The following is a 15,727-nucleotide window of genomic DNA, read 5'->3' as shown; positions in this document are numbered from 1 at the left end:
TTTCCCTCATTCTGCGTTATTTTCTGCAAAAACAATTACAGAAACCGGTTTCAGTTCGATGATGTGCAAAGGGCATAGCTGTTGCAAGCAGTTCTCAGAAACCGGTTTCATTTTCGTGAACAGAGTCAAGTTTGGCTGCATTCATAAGGCACACAGAAAAAAAGATCCCCACGTCCAGAATAGGCTCGCAAACGTTTGCCTGGACTGTTAGAATTGCGCCGATTTTTCTTACTAGCTATGCAATCGCGTGGGGATTTAAGCCGTGACCAACAAAACTTCTCTCAGCTACAAAGATGCCGGTGTTGATATTGACGCAGGTAATGCGCTGGTTGACCGAATCAAAGGTGTGGTGAAAAAAACCCGCCGCCCGGAAGTGATGGGTGGTCTGGGTGGATTCGGCGCACTGTGCGCGCTGCCGCAAAAATATCGTGAACCTGTTCTGGTCTCGGGTACTGACGGTGTAGGCACCAAGCTGCGCCTGGCGATGGATTTAAAACGTCACGACACGATCGGTATCGATCTGGTCGCGATGTGCGTGAATGACCTGGTGGTACAGGGCGCAGAGCCGCTGTTCTTCCTCGATTATTACGCGACCGGCAAACTGGACGTAGATACCGCGGCAAGCGTGATTAACGGTATCGCCGAAGGCTGTCTGCAGTCTGGCTGCGCGCTGGTCGGTGGTGAAACCGCAGAAATGCCGGGCATGTATCACGGCGAAGATTATGACGTCGCGGGCTTCTGCGTCGGCGTAGTAGAAAAATCAGAAATTATCGACGGCAGCAAAGTGGCCGATGGCGATGTGCTGATCGCGCTGGCCTCCAGCGGCCCGCACTCTAACGGCTACTCCCTGGTGCGTAAAATCCTCGAAGTGAGCGGCTGTGACCCGCTGACGACCGAACTCGACGGTAAACCGCTGGCCGACCATCTGCTGGCGCCAACCCGTATCTACGTGAAGAACGTGCTCGAGCTTATCGAGAACGTCGACGTTCACGCCATTGCCCACCTGACCGGCGGCGGCTTCTGGGAAAATATTCCGCGCGTTCTGCCGGACAACACCCAGGCGGTGATCGACGAATCCTCATGGCAGTGGCCAGCCGTGTTTAACTGGCTGCAGACCGCGGGCAACGTGAGCTCTCACGAAATGTACCGCACCTTTAACTGCGGCGTGGGCATGGTTATCGCCCTGCCGGCAAGCGAAGCGGATAAAGCAGTGAAGCTGCTGACGGAGAAAGGTGAAAACGCGTGGAAAATCGGTACGATTAAAGCCTCCGATTCCGAACAGCGTGTGGTCATTGAATGAAAAACATCGTGGTGCTCATTTCCGGCAACGGAAGCAATTTGCAGGCCATCATAGACGCCTGCAAGCAGAAGAAAATCAACGGCACCATTCGGGCAGTATTCAGCAACAAGGCCGACGCGTTCGGCCTTGAGCGCGCGCGGGAAGCCAACATTCCCGCGCACGCGCTGGAAGCCAGCCAGTTCGCCGGACGTGAAGCCTTTGACCGCGAGCTGGTGCATGAGATTGATGCCTACGCGCCGGACGTAGTCGTGCTGGCGGGCTATATGCGCATTCTGAGCCCGGCTTTTGTAGAACACTTCGCCGGACGTCTGCTGAATATTCACCCTTCTCTTCTGCCGAAATATCCCGGCCTGCATACCCATCGTCAGGTTCTGGAAAATGGCGATGAGGAGCACGGCACCTCCGTGCATTTCGTTACCGACGAGCTGGACGGCGGTCCGGTTATCCTGCAGGCGAAAGTCCCGGTCTTTGACGGCGATAGCGAAGAAGACGTGACCGAACGCGTGCAGACCCAGGAACACGCCATTTACCCGCTGGTGGTAAGCTGGTTTGTCGACGGACGTCTCGAGATGCGCGACGGCGCTGCCTGGCTGGACGGCGTTAAGTTACCTCCGCAGGGCCATGCGGCGGAAGAGTAGTTTAATATGTCGGGTGGCGCTTCTGCGCTTACCCGACCTGCCTGATGCATTACCCGAATGTCCCCTCCCCAACCCTTTAAATTCCTCAACAAAAAAAATAACTGTCATACTTTTCTGGCACTGTTGGACATATCGTGGAAATGCTCGCCATAATAAGGACGAGACGGATTTACCACGTCCTGTGATTGAACTGGAGTGTGAGCTGTAATGGGTCAGGAAAAGTTATATATCGAGAAAGAGCTAAGCTGGTTAGCATTCAACGAACGTGTACTCCAGGAAGCGGCAGACAAAAGTAACCCGCTGATCGAGCGCATGCGTTTTTTGGGTATTTATTCGAACAACCTGGATGAGTTCTACAAAGTTCGCTTTGCCGAGCTGAAAAGACGCATCATCATCAGCGAAGAACAGGGCTTAAACTCGCACTCGCGGCATCTGCTGGGCAAAATCCAGTCCCGCGTGCTGAAAGCCGATCAGGAATTTGACGGCCTGTATAACGAACTGCTGCTGGAGATGGCGCGCAATCAAATCTTCCTGATTAACGAACGTCAGCTTTCCGTTAACCAACAAAACTGGCTGCGCCACTACTTCAAACACTATCTGCGCCAGCACATTACCCCCATTCTGATCAACCGCGAAACCGATCTGGTGCAGTTTTTGAAAGATGACTACACCTACCTGGCGGTGGAAATTATTCGCGGTGAGTCTATCCGTTACGCGCTGCTGGAGATCCCATCCGACAAGGTGCCGCGCTTTGTGAACCTGCCGCCGGAAACTCCGCGCAGACGCAAACCAATGATCCTGCTGGATAACATCCTGCGCTACTGTCTGGACGACATCTTCAAAGGCTTCTTCGATTACGATGCGTTAAACGCCTACTCGATGAAAATGACCCGTGACGCCGAATATGACCTGGTGCACGAGATGGAAGCCAGCCTGATGGAGCTGATGTCATCCAGCCTGAAACAGCGCCTGACGGCTGAACCGGTGCGCTTCGTCTATCAGCGCGATATGCCGGACGCCATGGTGGAGATGCTGCGTGAGAAACTGACCATTTCGCGCTATGACTCCATCGTTCCGGGCGGTCGTTACCACAACTTTAAAGATTTTATTGGCTTCCCGAACGTCGGCAAAGCCAATCTGGTAAACAAGCCGCTGCCGCGCCTGCGCCATCTCTGGTTCGATAAATTCCGCAACGGATTCGACGCCATCCGCGAACGCGATGTCCTGCTCTACTATCCGTACCACACCTTCGAGCACGTGCTGGAACTGCTGCGTCAGGCCTCGTTCGACCCGAGCGTGCTGGCGATCAAAATCAACATCTACCGCGTGGCAAAAGATTCCCGCATCATCGATGCGATGATCCACGCGGCGCACAACGCCAAAAAAGTCACCGTGGTGGTTGAGCTGCAGGCGCGCTTCGACGAAGAGGCGAACATTCACTGGGCGCGTCGTCTGACGGAAGCCGGTGTGCACGTTATTTTCTCCGCGCCGGGGCTGAAAATTCACGCCAAGCTGTTCCTCATCTCTCGTAAAGAGGGCGATGAGGTGGTGCGTTATGCCCACATCGGTACCGGGAACTTTAACGAGAAAACCGCGCGAATTTATACCGACTACTCGCTCTTAACTGCCGATGCCCGCATCACTAACGAAGTGCGCCGGGTCTTTAACTTTATCGAAAACCCGTACCGTCCGGTGAGCTTTGACTATCTGCTGGTCTCGCCGCAGAACTCGCGCCGTCTGCTGTACGATATGATCGATAAAGAGATCGCCAATGCCCAGAAAGGGCTGTCGTCCGGCATCACGCTGAAGCTTAACAACCTGGTCGATAAAGGGCTGGTGGACAGGCTGTATGCGGCGTCCAGCTCCGGCGTACCGGTTAATCTTCTGATCCGCGGCATGTGCTCGCTGATCCCGGAACTGGAAGGCATCAGCGACAATATTCGCGTGATCAGCATTGTTGACCGCTACCTGGAGCACGATCGGGTCTATATTTTCGATAATGCGGGTGATAAGCAGGTCTATCTTTCTTCGGCAGACTGGATGACGCGCAATATTGACTACCGAATTGAAGTCGCGGCACCGCTGCTGGATCCGCGCCTGAAGCAGCAGATCCTCGACATCATCGAGATTCTGTTCAGCGATACCGTGAAAGCACGCTATATCGACAAAGAACTCAGTAACCGCTATGTACCGCGCGGCAACCGCCGTAAAGTGCGGTCGCAACTGGCGATTTACGACTATATCAAATCACTCGAGCAACCCGATTAACCTATGCCGATAAATGATAAGACCCCACGCCCGCAGGAATTCGCCGCGGTCGATCTTGGCTCTAACAGTTTCCACATGGTCATCGCCCGTGAGGTGGATGGCGCGCTGCAGATCATCGGTCGTCTGAAGCAGCGCGTACACCTGGCGGATGGTCTTGATGAACGCAGCATGCTCAGCGAAGAGGCGATGGAGCGCGGGTTAAACTGCCTGTCGCTGTTTGCTGAGCGCCTGCAGGGCTTCTCGCCCTCCAGCGTGTGCATCGTGGGCACCCACACCCTGCGCCAGGCCCTGAATGCCCCTGAGTTTCTCAAGCGGGCCGAAAAGGTGATCCCCTACCCGATTGAGATCATCTCCGGCAACGAGGAAGCGCGTCTGATCTTCATGGGCGTCGAGCACACCCAGCCGGAAAAAGGGCGCAAGCTGGTGATCGACATCGGCGGTGGTTCTACGGAGCTTGTGATCGGCGAAGACTTTGAGCCGCGCCTGGTGGAAAGCCGCCGTATGGGCTGCGTCAGCTTCGCACAGATGTATTTCCCGGGCGGTAGCATCACCCGCGAGAACTTCCAGCGTGCGCGGATGGCGGCCGTCCAGAAGCTGGAAAACCTGGCCTGGCAGTACCGTATCCAGGGCTGGAACGTGGCGCTTGGCGCGTCGGGTACCATCAAAGCGGCGCATGAAGTGCTGCTGGCGATGGGTGAAAAAGACGGGTTTATCACGCCCGAACGCCTGACATTGCTGACCGAAGAGGTGCTGAAGCATAAAAGTTTTGACGCCTTAAGCCTGCCGGGGCTTTCCGACGAGCGTAAGGTGGTCTTCGTTCCGGGGCTGGCCATCCTCTGCGGCGTGTTTGATGCCCTCGCCATTAAAGAGCTGCGCCTTTCCGACGGCGCGCTGCGCGAAGGTGTGCTGTATGAGATGGAAGGCCGCTTCCGCCATCAGGATATTCGCAGCCGCACCGCGCAAAGCCTGGCTAACCAGTACAACATCGACCGCGAGCAGGCGAAGCGCGTGCTGGACACCACGGTGCAGATGTACGAGCAGTGGGAAGAGCAGAATCCGAAGCTCGCGCACCCGCAGCTTGCCGCGCTGTTAAAATGGGCCGCAATGCTCCACGAGGTGGGGCTCAACATCAACCACAGCGGGATGCATCGCCATTCGGCCTACATTCTGCAAAATAGCGATCTGCCTGGCTTCAACCAGGAGCAGCAAACCATGATGGCGACCCTGGTGCGTTATCACCGCAAAGCTATCAAGCTCGACGACCTGCCGCGCTTCACGCTGTTCAAGAAAAAACAGTTCCTGCCGCTTATACAGCTGCTGCGTCTGGGCGTACTGCTCAATAACCAGCGCCAGGCCACCACCACGCCGCCCACGCTGAAGCTTAAAACCGACGACCATCACTGGACGCTGAGCTTCCCGCACGACTGGTTCAGCCAGAACGCGCTGGTCCTGCTGGACCTGGAAAAAGAGCAGCAGTACTGGGAAGCGGTCACCGGCTGGCTGCTTAAAATTGAAGAAGAGAGCGCCGACGTCGCCGCGTAACGGTTCAGGCGTCCGCGCAGGACGCCTCAGCTTCCAGCAGCGACTCAAGCGGCGCCGGTCTGCCAATCAGATAGCCCTGCACATAATCGATGCCTAGCGCGTGAACCGCGCTACGTATCTCTTCGGTCTCGACGTACTCCGCCACCACCAGCATCTTCTTCATGCGCGCCAGATGGCAGATAGACGCCACAATCTGATAATCCAGGCTGTTGTTGACGATATTGCGGATAAAGCTGCCGTCGATCTTGAGAATATCCGCATCCACGCTTTTCAGCCGCGCATAGCTCGCATAGCCGGTGCCAAAATCATCAATCGCAATACGTACCCCCATTTTCTGCAGCTGCCGGAGGATGTGTTGCGCCTGCTCCGCATTGCAAAAGGTGCTGCACTCCGTCACTTCAAAGATTAGCTGCCACGGCTCAATGGCGTATTTCGCCAGCAGGCGGCTCACCTCAAGCGGAAACTGCACCCGACACACGGTCGACGGGGCCAGATTAATGGCAAAGCGCTGGCCGGGCAGTCTTTCGCGATGCGCGGCGAGAAAGCGCAGGGTGTGCTCGAGCACCCACAAATCTACCCGAGAAGAGAGACCAAACTCCTGCGCGACGGGCAGGAACTGGTCGGGGGAGATCAATAGCCCGTTGATATCCGGCATCCGGAGCAGGACTTCGTGATAGCAATCGCCACGCATGCCGCGAACGGGTTGAACCAGCAGGGTGAATTCGTCGTTATCAAGCGCCTTTTGCAGGCGGCTCATCATCGCGACTTTATCCTTCAGGTTGCGCTGCAAATGGACGGCACCCCGCTGCTGAAGATTTTCCGGATGGTTGGAGGCGAGCGACAGGTCGGCAACCACGCCCAGCTCGCCCAGCACCAGATAAAGATGGTTAACCGGGGACCGGACATAGCAATAGCTCACGCCCACCTGCGGCTGCAGCGGCATGCCGTCCCAGACAAAGCGGAACTGCTTGATATGCTCGTCCAGGGTTTCAATTCGCTGCTGGTGCGATTCCGCGTTGAGCCGCACCGCCATGTCATACCCGGTGAGGTGATACACCTGCTCGTTGGGCTGGAGGGTACCGTTTACCCACTGCGCCAGCTGCTGCTTGTACTGAATCCGCAGCAACACGCCGTAATTTCGACCCAGAATTTCCAGCTCCGGAATACGCAGCAGGCAGAGCGCCGACCACGGGTTTTTCGCCAGATCGCGCGACAGCGCCCGCAGGTTAGGCATATGGACGACCGGATCGAGCAGCGCCAGCCTGCGCGAGCGTTTGTTCACCGCGCGCTGCCGGGTTGCCAGCATCGACATATAAATCACCACGAACGAGAAGACCAGGTAACTGGAAGAGGTGATCGCCAGCTGAATGTCATACCCCGGGTTCACCGGGATATAGCGGTAAAAATAGTGAATAGATACCAGCAGTATCGGCGTCCAGATTAGCGAAATCAGCTTATAGCCAAAACGCATCGCGCCCCAGAGCATCACCGGCATGAGCAGCGACAGGGTGTAGTTCGTGGTGAAAATGGAGCTGTTTTCATTCATCGGGAGCAGCAGCAGCGTAAGCAGCCCGCCTAGCGCAATCGCCCACATCAGAAACTCAATGACCGTCACCTTTTTATCTATCTGGGAACGGATCTGCGAGAAAAGGCTTTTGAGATAGCGCGGATGGCGAATCAGGCGGATCAGCAGATAGCTCAGCGGCACGCCCGTCAGCCCGCTGACCAGCAGCGTCTGATAGTTGATGAGCGTGCGAATATTAAGAGGGTTTAATCCCGCAAGGCTCTGCCGGCTCTCATACACGCCTAAATACACCGCAAACTGAAACAGCACCAGAAATAGCGTCGCGGGGCAGAAGACCTGCCAGAAGATGCGCTGCGCCATCAGCCGGATGTCGCCGTATGCGGTCATATTCCGTCTGGGCGCAAACCCCCGGTAGCCGCCCCAGCTCAGCACTAAAGGGACGACAAAATGGAGCATACCAGCGACCGTTTCGAACATGCCGACCGAGGGGTAATAGCGGATAAACAGCGACAATACGATCCCGGGCAGCGCTTCCAGCCCAAAGAACATCATCAGCGAAAGCAAAAATGAGAGGGGTAAATAATAGAGTGCCGCAATGCCGTCTCCCAGCTGCGTGAAGGTATTCGCGATGCTCAGTACGGGAAGCAAAACCACAGGCAAAATAAGCGGCAATGCCCACCAACGGTTTTCATTTTTTTTCAGGAAAGCGAGAATGTTCATAGATGCCCGGTTAAACCCCTTTCGCTCCAGAGGGAAAATAAAGACAGGCATCCAACCTGACGTACGCGCCGCCCGGCGGCGTGCGGGGCGAACTGTGTGGAGGAAGGATTTTAAATATAAGGGCCGGGAATCCGTTGACTTAAATCAAACTACTTTACGCAAATTACTCTTTGTGGCATTTTTTTTGAAATAATTTTCTTCATATTATCAATATGGTAAATGCATTAATTAAATTCAATAACATTAATAAATGTATACATTGACGGTTATTTACACACTGCAGAATTGACCCCTTCTTCCCGCTGTGCCTTAATATCCTTATCGCCCAAAAGGGCTTACCCAGGATAAACAGAGTGAGTCAGGTCACGCGTATGCGCAAACGACATCGATTTAACACCCGAATGACCCGCATCATACTGCTCATCAGCTTTCTGTTTTTCTTTGGCCGCTTCGTTTACTCCTCGATTGGCGCCTGGTACCACCATCAGGACAAAACCCAGTCGCAGCAATCCAGCCTCACCGTCGACACCGCTGACCGCTAAACCGCCGAAGGATGCTGCACGAGCCGAATAATGGCCGCTATCCCTTTGCTGAGGATTTTATCCTGTCGCATCACCACCGCCAGCTGCCGCTGCAGCATGGGCGTAAGCGACATCACGCATAGCCCTTCGCGATCGCCATCCTGTTCTACCGCCATTCGAGGCACGATGCTGTAGCCCAGTCCCGCGCGAACCATGCGTTTGATCGCCTCGATGCTGCCAAGCTGCATCACCGGTGCGATCGTTAATCCATTAGCCGCAAACCAGCCATCGATCAGCGTCCGGGTTCCGCTACCTGATTCAAAGGCAATCAGCGGCTGAGCGTGCAGCGCATCCGGGGTAAAGTCTCTGAAAACATCCTTCAGCTCCGGCGAGGCGATAAAAACAAACTCTTCGTCCATCACCGGCATGACGTCCAACGCCTTGCCACTCACCGGCAGCGTGACCAGCCCCATATCGAGACGGTTCTCTTCGATGGCCCTGACGATATCGCGGGTGTTGCCCGTCGTCACCCCTACGTTCAGGAGCGGATAGTCGCGTCGTAGCTGCTCCAGCAGAGGTGGCAGAAAATGAATGCAGGCCGTTGCCCCCGTGCCAAGCGTAATAGTGCCGCTCACATCGTGGCTGAATGCGCTCACCGACCGAATGGCGTCATCCACCACCTGCTGAATACGCTCCCCATGCGCCAGCAATGCCTCTCCGGCTGCCGTCGCCTTTATCCCTCGCCCGGTACGCTCCACCAGCCGCGTTTGCAGAAACTGCTCCAGCTGGCGTATTTGCAGGCTGACGGCGGGCTGGGAGATACCCAGCACATCCGCTGCTGCTGAAAAGCTGCCGCGCTGGATCACCAGACGGAAGGTGGCGAGATAGCCCAGATTAAGCGTCGTCATTCAAAGTTTCTCTTATACCGCGCATAAGGTTGCAGCCCTGCCAGCACAATACCGCGCCCGTTATGCTCAGGACAACTGCATAGCGGAATGAACACTCATGGAAATACCTGCCCTGCCACACCGCCTCGCCCTCACAGCCGGGTGCAATCAGCTCATCAACTGGGGGATCTCGTTTTATATGCCCGGCACCTTTGCGCTGGCCATTTCAGCCGACCGGGGATGGTCATCACCGCAGATTTACCTCGGCCTGACGCTGGCGATGCTGGTGATGGCGGCGGTTTCCCCTTTTGTCGCCCGCCTGCTGGCACGCTTTGGCGGTCAGAAGGTGGTGGTGGGCGGAACGCTGCTGATCGCCGCAAGCTGTGCCTGTATGGCGTATACCCGGACGCTTTATGGATGGTACGGCGCCTGGCTGATCACAGGCGTGGGAATGCGCCTGTCGCTGTACGATGCGCTCTTCGCCGCGCTGGTCAACCTCTACGGACAACAGGCGCGAAGAACAATCTCGCGCGTCACGCTGGCGGGCGGGCTGGCCTCTGTCGTCTTCTGGCCGCTGGGCGATGCGCTGCTTCACGTGATGCGCTGGCAGGACGCATTACGCATTTATGCCCTGCTTGGCCTGCTGAGCGCGTTGCTGATCCGCACGCTTCCCCGGCAGCGGCTGACGGTGACGACGAAAATCGCCGCACCGCCGCTGAACAACGAGCGCCGAAACGGCTGGCTTTATGCCGCCTTCATTGCCCTCATCACCTTTGTCTCTAACGGCACCTCCACCCATCTGCCGGAGTTTATTGCCCACTACGGCCTGCCGGTCGCTATCGGCATGCTGTGGGGAATCGGCCAGACAGGCGCGCGCTCGCTGGAGGTGCTGGCGGGGGCTCGCTTAACGCCATTCACATTAACGCTTTTTACCGCTCTCGCCATGCCGCTCTGTTTTCTTGTTGGGTTGAGCAGCGCCCTGTTTGTCTGGTGTGCGGCCGGCTTTGTGCTGGGCTATGGGGCCATCAACGGGCTGGTTACCCTTGTCAAAGCCACCCTGCCGCTGGAGCTGTTTAGCGCGGAAAGCTATGCCCGCCGCACGGGCATGCTGCTTATCCCCGGTCAGCTTTTGGCCGCAGCCTCACCGTATGCCTATGCGTGGCTAAATAAAACGCTGGGGATCGCGGGTGTAATGGGGGTGTCGACGGGCCTGACGCTGCTGATTGCCGGGCTGGCGATAGCCATTGTGCGCCGTCCCGGGAGGCAAACTGTATCGCACTGTATCCCGCGGGCCACGGTGACAAACGGGTACAAAACGCCCCCTCCGGCAAATATCTCCGATACATAAAAATGGTTTTCTTTCCCTGTCGCCATTGAGAACTGATGAGGAGAGAGAGCAATGATTCGTCGCTACGTACTTTTCCCCCTGCTTGTCCTGACATCCGTCGCAGGTGCCCAGGCCACTCCCCTGGACAATCTGAGCGCCGCGGACGTTAACGGCCCCGCCGCCGTTGCCCCGCTGGCGCAGCCGCAGCCGCCTGCAAAACTGATCGTCGATCCGCCGCTTGCCGGGCCGCTGAGCAAAGGCGCGGTGTTTATCCAATACCGCGCCGAAAATCTTCGCATCGAGCCGGTATTCGGGCCCGACGCGCTCAAGGTCACCCCGCGCATCGGGCACATTCACGTGGTGGTGGATGATGCGCCGTGGCACTGGGCTGACGCCAGCGGAGAGCCGGTGATCCTGGTGGGGCTGCCCGCCGGTAAACACAAGGTGACGATAATTCTGGCCGACCCGACACACAAGCCGCTCGACCACAAAACCGTTGAATTCACCGTCCCGCCCCACGCGGCGGTCCACCATTTTTAAGGAGTCTGAAGATGAAAGCACTGTCTGTAGTCACGGCAGGCCTGCTGGCGCTTTCCGCCAGCGCCTTTGCACAGGGTAAAACCAGCGTCGTGCTGGTTCACGGCGCGTTTGCCGACGGCAGCAGCTGGAATAAGGTGATTGCCCTGTTGCAGAAGCAGCACGCCGAGGTCATTGCCGTCCAGCTCCCGCTCACGTCGCTCAACGATGACGTTGCCGCCACAAAGCGGGCCATCGCCCGTGCGCAGGGTGACGTGGTGCTGGTGGGCCACTCCTGGGGCGGCACCGTGATTAGCGAGGCGGGAAACGATGCGCGGGTAAAATCGCTGGTGTACGTGGCGGCGTTCGCCCCGGATTCCGGCCAGTCGACGGCGGACCTGGCAGGAAGCTACCCTGCACCGCCGGGTAGCGCGGGCATTGCCAAAACGGCGGACGGCTATTTATACCTGCCGACGGAAGCCGTCAGGAAGGATTTCGCGCCTGACGTGAAGCCAGCCATTCAAGATACGATTGCAGCCACGCAGGGGCCAATTAAGGCAGAGGCGTTTGGTGAAAAAGTCGTCCACGCGGCGTGGCATGACAAACCGAGCTGGTATGTGGTCAGCAAGAATGACCGAATGATCAACCCCGATCTTGAACGGGCGATGGCGAAGACGATCCACGCGAAAACCACCGAGGTGGCGGCAAGCCACGTATCGATGGTGAGCCAGCCGCAGATCGTTGCCCGGACGATTGAGCAGGCGATTGAAGCAAAATAATATTTTGTAAATTGTAGGCCGGGTAAGCGCAGCGCCACCCGGCAAATAATAGCCTCAGTGCCCGCTATCCCCGGGATAATCGCGATTAATCCACGCGTGGTCCTCCTCCCAGGTGAACATCCATTTGCGCACCGGCCCGGCCATCACGTTGAGGTAGTAGCTGTCATACCCGGCCATCGTCGCCACCGGGTGGTAGCCCTTCGGCACCATCACCACGTCACGGTTATAGACCGCCATACACTCATCCAGCGTTCTGTCGTCGGTGTAGACGCGCTGCATGCAGAACCCCTGCTCCGGGTTGAGGCGATGGTAGTAGGTCTCCTCCAGATAGGTTTCCTGCGGCGGGTTATCCGTGTCATGCTTGTGGCTCGGGTACGAGCTGGTGCAGCCCTCGTTAGTCCAGACCTCCACCACCAGCAGGCTATCGGCGGGCCTGTCTTCCGGCAAAATGTTGTGCACATAGCGCTGGTTGTGACCTTTGCCGCGCGCTTCACCGTCGATATCCTGCGGCGCAATCAGCCGCGTCGGATAGGTGCCCTTGCCCGGCGCGGCGCAGACCGCCAGCTCAAGCTTCGTCAGCGCCTTCACCTGCACCGTCTCCTGCGGGGTGACGTACACCGCCCACGGCTTGATGCGCTCGAACGGGCTCATCCGCCCGCCAATGTCGGTAAACTGCGCGGAGGGCGTGCTGATGGAGGCGCGCCCGGCGACCAGCACCAGACAGCGCTCTTCGCTGACGGCGGGCAGCGTCAGCGTCTGCCCCTCCTGCAGCTCATACGCCTCAAAGCCGACGTACCCCCACCCTGCGCTTTCCGGCGTGACGGACTGGGTGCGTCCCTCCGCGTTCGGCTGTTGCCAGCGTGATAGCAAACGTGACATGTCGCCTCCTCAGATAAGCCCGGCGTCGCGCGCCAGGCGGCTCAGGTTGTTGTACCCCAGACGGGCGTAGGTAAGCGGATGGGCAATGGCCGGATCCTGCTCCGCCTCGACCACCAGCCAGCCGTGATAGTCCTGCGCCTTCAGCAGCTGCATAATCGGCGGATAATCCACGCAGCCGTCGCCCGGCACCGTAAACACGCCGCTCAGTACCGCATCAAGGAAGCTGGTTTTACGGTTTTTCACGTCCGCCAGCACGTCGGCACGCACGTCTTTGCAGTGAACGTGGTTGATACGCGACGCCCAGCGCTGCGCCACCGCCAGCGGATCGGCCCCGGCAAAGGTCAGATGGCCGGTATCGAGCAGTAGCCCCACCGCGTCGCCGGTGTGGGTCATCAGGTTGTCCACGTCGTCGGCGGACTCAATCACCGTGCCCATATGGTGATGGTAGGCAATCTGCACGCCCTGCTGCTGGGTGTAGCGGGCAAATTCGGTAAGCTTCTCGCCGTACTCCTTCCAGCGTGACTGCGGGAAGCGCGGGCGCAGATGCACCGGCGTCTGTTGCTCGCCGTGAATGCAGCCGCTCACTTCCGCAAAGACCAGCACCTTCGCCCCCAGCTCGCGCAGCAGCGTCAGGTGGGACTGCACGGCGGCGATCTCCTCCTCCACGCTGCGATCCAGCAGGCGGCCGGAGTACCATCCGGAGACCAGCTGCAGGTCATGGCGCTGAAGGATGGGGCCGAGCAGGCGCGCTTCGCGCGGGAACTTATTGCCCAGCTCGAAGCCGGCGAAACCGGCCTCTTTACCTTCGCTCAGGCAGGTCTCCAGCGACGTCTCTGCGCCCAGAGAAGGCAGATCGTCGTTCGTCCACGTCAGCGGGTTAATGCCCAGTTGTACACTCATTGTCGTCTCCATTATGCGTGTCCGCGCTCGCGCCACCAGGCGATAAGCTGCAGGTAGTTGTCCCTGATGCGCGCCACCAGCTGCGCATCGTCAATATCGTGTTTCAGCCACGCGCGGGAGGCATCGCCAAACAGCGTGCGCCCTACGGCGAAGCCTTTCACCAGCGTCTGACCCGCTGCGGCTTTAAAGTCAGCGCGCAGCTGTTCCGCCGGGGCGTCCAGGCCGAGGATCACTACCCCGCGGCAGTGCGGATCCCGGCGTTCGATAATCTCGCTCAGCGCCGTCCAGCCGTCGGCGGAGAGCGGCGGCAGCTTCCACCAGTCCGGGTAAATGCCGAGGTTGTAGAAGCGGGAGATAGCGCGCAGGTAGAGCTCGTCGCTGCGCGGCATGGTCGCGGGCAGGATCACCTCCAGCAGCAGCTCGTGCCCGGACCGGCAGCAGGCGTGGTACACCTCGGCAATTTTCTGCTCCTGCTCCAGGCGCAGGCCGTGGGCGTCTTCCGGATGGAAAAAGACCAGGCATTTCACCACGTGCTCCTGCGGCCAGCTGATGAGCTGGGTGCCGATGTTGCCATGCTCCATCTCCAGCGGACGCGAGCCCGGCAGCTCAATGGGGCGGCCAATCCACCACCCTTCGCCGGTAATGGCGTTCAGCGCGTCCTGACCAAAGGTGCCGTCGCACAGCAGACCGGCTTTGCCCTCCAGCCCGGCGCGGCTCGCCGCCTCGCGGCTGGCCTGCAGGATCAGCTGCTTCAGCGCCGGAATGCGCTTAAGCGACGCGCCGCACTGCATCGCCATATCCTCAAGCTGGCTGCGGTGGTCGAAGGCCATCACGCACAGCTCCGGCCACTCGCGGCGTCGGGTGGTCACCCGGTGGAGATGGTTAAGACGCGGGTCGAGATCCGGGCGCGGCACATCTGCAGCGCGCGAAAGATAGTCATCCAGCTCGATTTTGCTCGGCATCGCCGGGGCGCAGCCGTGGCGCGAGACCACCAGCGCGCCGCAGGCGTTGGCGTAGCGGCACGCCTGCTCCCAGCCCTCGTCGTTCAGATAGCCGCGCAGCAGGCCGGACATAAACGCGTCCCCCGCGCCGAGGACGTTCAGCACCTCCACGCGCACGCCGGTCACCGTCAGGCCGTCGTCCAGCCGGGACGGAATGGCGTCGGTGTAGACCGAGCAGCCGAGCGCGCCGCGTTTGCAGACCAGCGCTGCTTCACTGACGGCGCGCACCTGCTCCAGCGCCTGCAGGGTATCCGTGCTGCCGCCCGCAATGTGAAACTCCTCTTCGGTGCCGACAATAACGTCGAAGAGGTGAAGCACCTCCTGCAACTCGCGGGTGACCTTATCGGCGGCGATAAAGCGCGTTTCCCCGTCGCCTAAGGCGGTCAGCCCCCACAGCACCGGACGGTAGTCGATGTCCAGCACCGTGCGCACGCCATGACGGCGGGCATAGCCCAGCGCCGTCAGCACCGCCTCGCAGGTCTGCGGATGAGAAAGGTGGGTCCCGGTGATGGCAAGACAACGTGCGGAGGCAATGTAGCTTTCGTCCACATCGCTGGCGGTAATCGCCATGTCCGCGCAGTTATCGCGATAAAAAATCAGTGGAAAGGTGTCCCGGTCTTTAATGCCGAGTAGCACCAGCGCCGTTAGGCGTTGTTTATCGGTAATCAGATGGCTGGTATCGCAGCCCACCTGGTTGAGCTCTTCCCGCAGGAAGCGGCCCATATGTTCATCGCCGACGCGCGCCAGCATCGACGAGCGTAAACCCTGACGGGCGGTGCCGTACGCCACGTTGCCGGACGACCCGCCGAGATATTTGGCGAAGCTCGACACATCCTCCAGACGGGCACCAATCTGCTGGCTGTAGAGGTCTACCGCCACGCGGCCCATGCATATCACATCAAACTGCTTTTCCACGTTGATACC

At 58.6% G+C, this 15,727-nt stretch carries 13 protein-coding genes; 8 read left to right on the top strand and 5 right to left on the bottom strand.

Annotation, left to right across the window (positions count from 1 at the left end; translation table 11 throughout):
• The first annotated feature begins 262 nt into the window (after positions 1 to 262).
• The 4 genes from purM (at position 263) to ppx (ending at position 5,748) form a co-directional block, all read left to right on the top strand.
• Entirely contained in the window at positions 263 to 1,300 is a 1,038-nt protein-coding gene (purM, locus tag AC4IBF_RS05595) for a phosphoribosylformylglycinamidine cyclo-ligase (RefSeq protein ID WP_008501643.1), read from the top strand.
• The gene (gene purN, locus AC4IBF_RS05590) at positions 1,297 to 1,938 is read left to right on the top strand and encodes a phosphoribosylglycinamide formyltransferase (RefSeq protein ID WP_032646794.1); all 642 of its coding nucleotides are present in this window, start codon (positions 1,297 to 1,299) and stop codon (positions 1,936 to 1,938) included. Before purM ends, purN begins: the two co-directional genes overlap by 4 nt.
• Before the next feature lie 207 nt (positions 1,939 to 2,145).
• A complete protein-coding gene (gene ppk1, locus AC4IBF_RS05585) occupies positions 2,146 to 4,206 on the top strand; it encodes a polyphosphate kinase 1 (RefSeq protein WP_111965176.1) in 2,061 nt (686 codons plus the stop codon).
• Between the two features lie 3 nt (positions 4,207 to 4,209).
• Positions 4,210 to 5,748 carry an exopolyphosphatase gene (ppx, locus tag AC4IBF_RS05580; protein ID WP_045399702.1) on the top strand — a complete coding sequence of 513 codons (1,539 nt, stop codon included), beginning with the start codon at positions 4,210 to 4,212 and terminating at the stop codon, positions 5,746 to 5,748.
• A 4-nt stretch (positions 5,749 to 5,752) separates the two neighbouring features.
• On the opposite strand, the gene AC4IBF_RS05575 is transcribed toward ppx, so the two are convergent.
• Positions 5,753 to 7,993 carry an EAL domain-containing protein gene (locus AC4IBF_RS05575; protein WP_136195548.1) on the bottom strand — a complete coding sequence of 747 codons (2,241 nt, stop codon included), beginning with the start codon at positions 7,991 to 7,993 and terminating at the stop codon, positions 5,753 to 5,755.
• 371 nt (positions 7,994 to 8,364) lie between these two features.
• Here AC4IBF_RS05575 and AC4IBF_RS05570 point away from each other — a divergent pair, with 371 nt between their 5' ends.
• Positions 8,365 to 8,535 (top strand): YfgG family protein, encoded by a 171-nt coding sequence (locus tag AC4IBF_RS05570; RefSeq protein ID WP_008501648.1) that lies wholly within the window; start codon positions 8,365 to 8,367, stop codon positions 8,533 to 8,535.
• Here AC4IBF_RS05570 and AC4IBF_RS05565 read toward each other — a convergent pair.
• The gene (locus tag AC4IBF_RS05565) at positions 8,532 to 9,422 is read right to left on the bottom strand and encodes a LysR family transcriptional regulator (RefSeq protein ID WP_115875979.1); all 891 of its coding nucleotides are present in this window, start codon (positions 9,420 to 9,422) and stop codon (positions 8,532 to 8,534) included. The two genes, AC4IBF_RS05570 and AC4IBF_RS05565, sit on opposite strands and share 4 nt — an antisense overlap.
• A 97-nt stretch (positions 9,423 to 9,519) precedes the next feature.
• Between AC4IBF_RS05565 and AC4IBF_RS05560 the strand changes: the two genes are divergently transcribed.
• Genes AC4IBF_RS05560 through AC4IBF_RS05550 form a run of 3 tightly spaced genes read left to right on the top strand, consistent with a single transcriptional unit; the run spans position 9,520 to position 12,023 of the window.
• Positions 9,520 to 10,749 carry an MFS transporter gene (locus AC4IBF_RS05560; protein ID WP_325849393.1) on the top strand — a complete coding sequence of 410 codons (1,230 nt, stop codon included), beginning with the start codon at positions 9,520 to 9,522 and terminating at the stop codon, positions 10,747 to 10,749.
• A 51-nt stretch (positions 10,750 to 10,800) separates the two neighbouring features.
• A complete protein-coding gene (locus tag AC4IBF_RS05555) occupies positions 10,801 to 11,268 on the top strand; it encodes a DUF6130 family protein (protein ID WP_248174857.1) in 468 nt (155 codons plus the stop codon).
• A gap of 11 nt (positions 11,269 to 11,279) precedes the next feature.
• The gene (locus AC4IBF_RS05550) at positions 11,280 to 12,023 is read left to right on the top strand and encodes an alpha/beta fold hydrolase (protein WP_252093296.1); all 744 of its coding nucleotides are present in this window, start codon (positions 11,280 to 11,282) and stop codon (positions 12,021 to 12,023) included.
• Between the two features lie 54 nt (positions 12,024 to 12,077).
• Here the strand turns inward: AC4IBF_RS05550 and iolB are convergent, their stop codons facing one another.
• The 3 genes from iolB to AC4IBF_RS05535 are packed head-to-tail and all read right to left on the bottom strand — an operon-like array spanning position 12,078 to position 15,718.
• Positions 12,078 to 12,902 (bottom strand): 5-deoxy-glucuronate isomerase, encoded by an 825-nt coding sequence (iolB, locus tag AC4IBF_RS05545; RefSeq protein ID WP_133294902.1) that lies wholly within the window; start codon positions 12,900 to 12,902, stop codon positions 12,078 to 12,080.
• A 9-nt stretch (positions 12,903 to 12,911) separates the two neighbouring features.
• Positions 12,912 to 13,802: a myo-inosose-2 dehydratase gene (iolE, locus tag AC4IBF_RS05540; RefSeq protein WP_133294903.1), complete on the bottom strand. Its 891-nt coding sequence runs from the start codon at positions 13,800 to 13,802 to the stop codon at positions 12,912 to 12,914.
• An 11-nt stretch (positions 13,803 to 13,813) separates the two neighbouring features.
• Positions 13,814 to 15,718 (bottom strand): bifunctional 5-dehydro-2-deoxygluconokinase/5-dehydro-2-deoxyphosphogluconate aldolase, encoded by a 1,905-nt coding sequence (locus AC4IBF_RS05535; RefSeq protein ID WP_491463189.1) that lies wholly within the window; start codon positions 15,716 to 15,718, stop codon positions 13,814 to 13,816.
• Positions 15,719 to 15,727 lie beyond the last annotated feature (9 nt).

The organism is Enterobacter sp. Taxon_8, assembly GCF_058354585.1.
The sequence above is the reverse complement of the archived record's forward strand: the minus strand, read 5'-3'. Positions and strand labels throughout refer to the sequence as shown.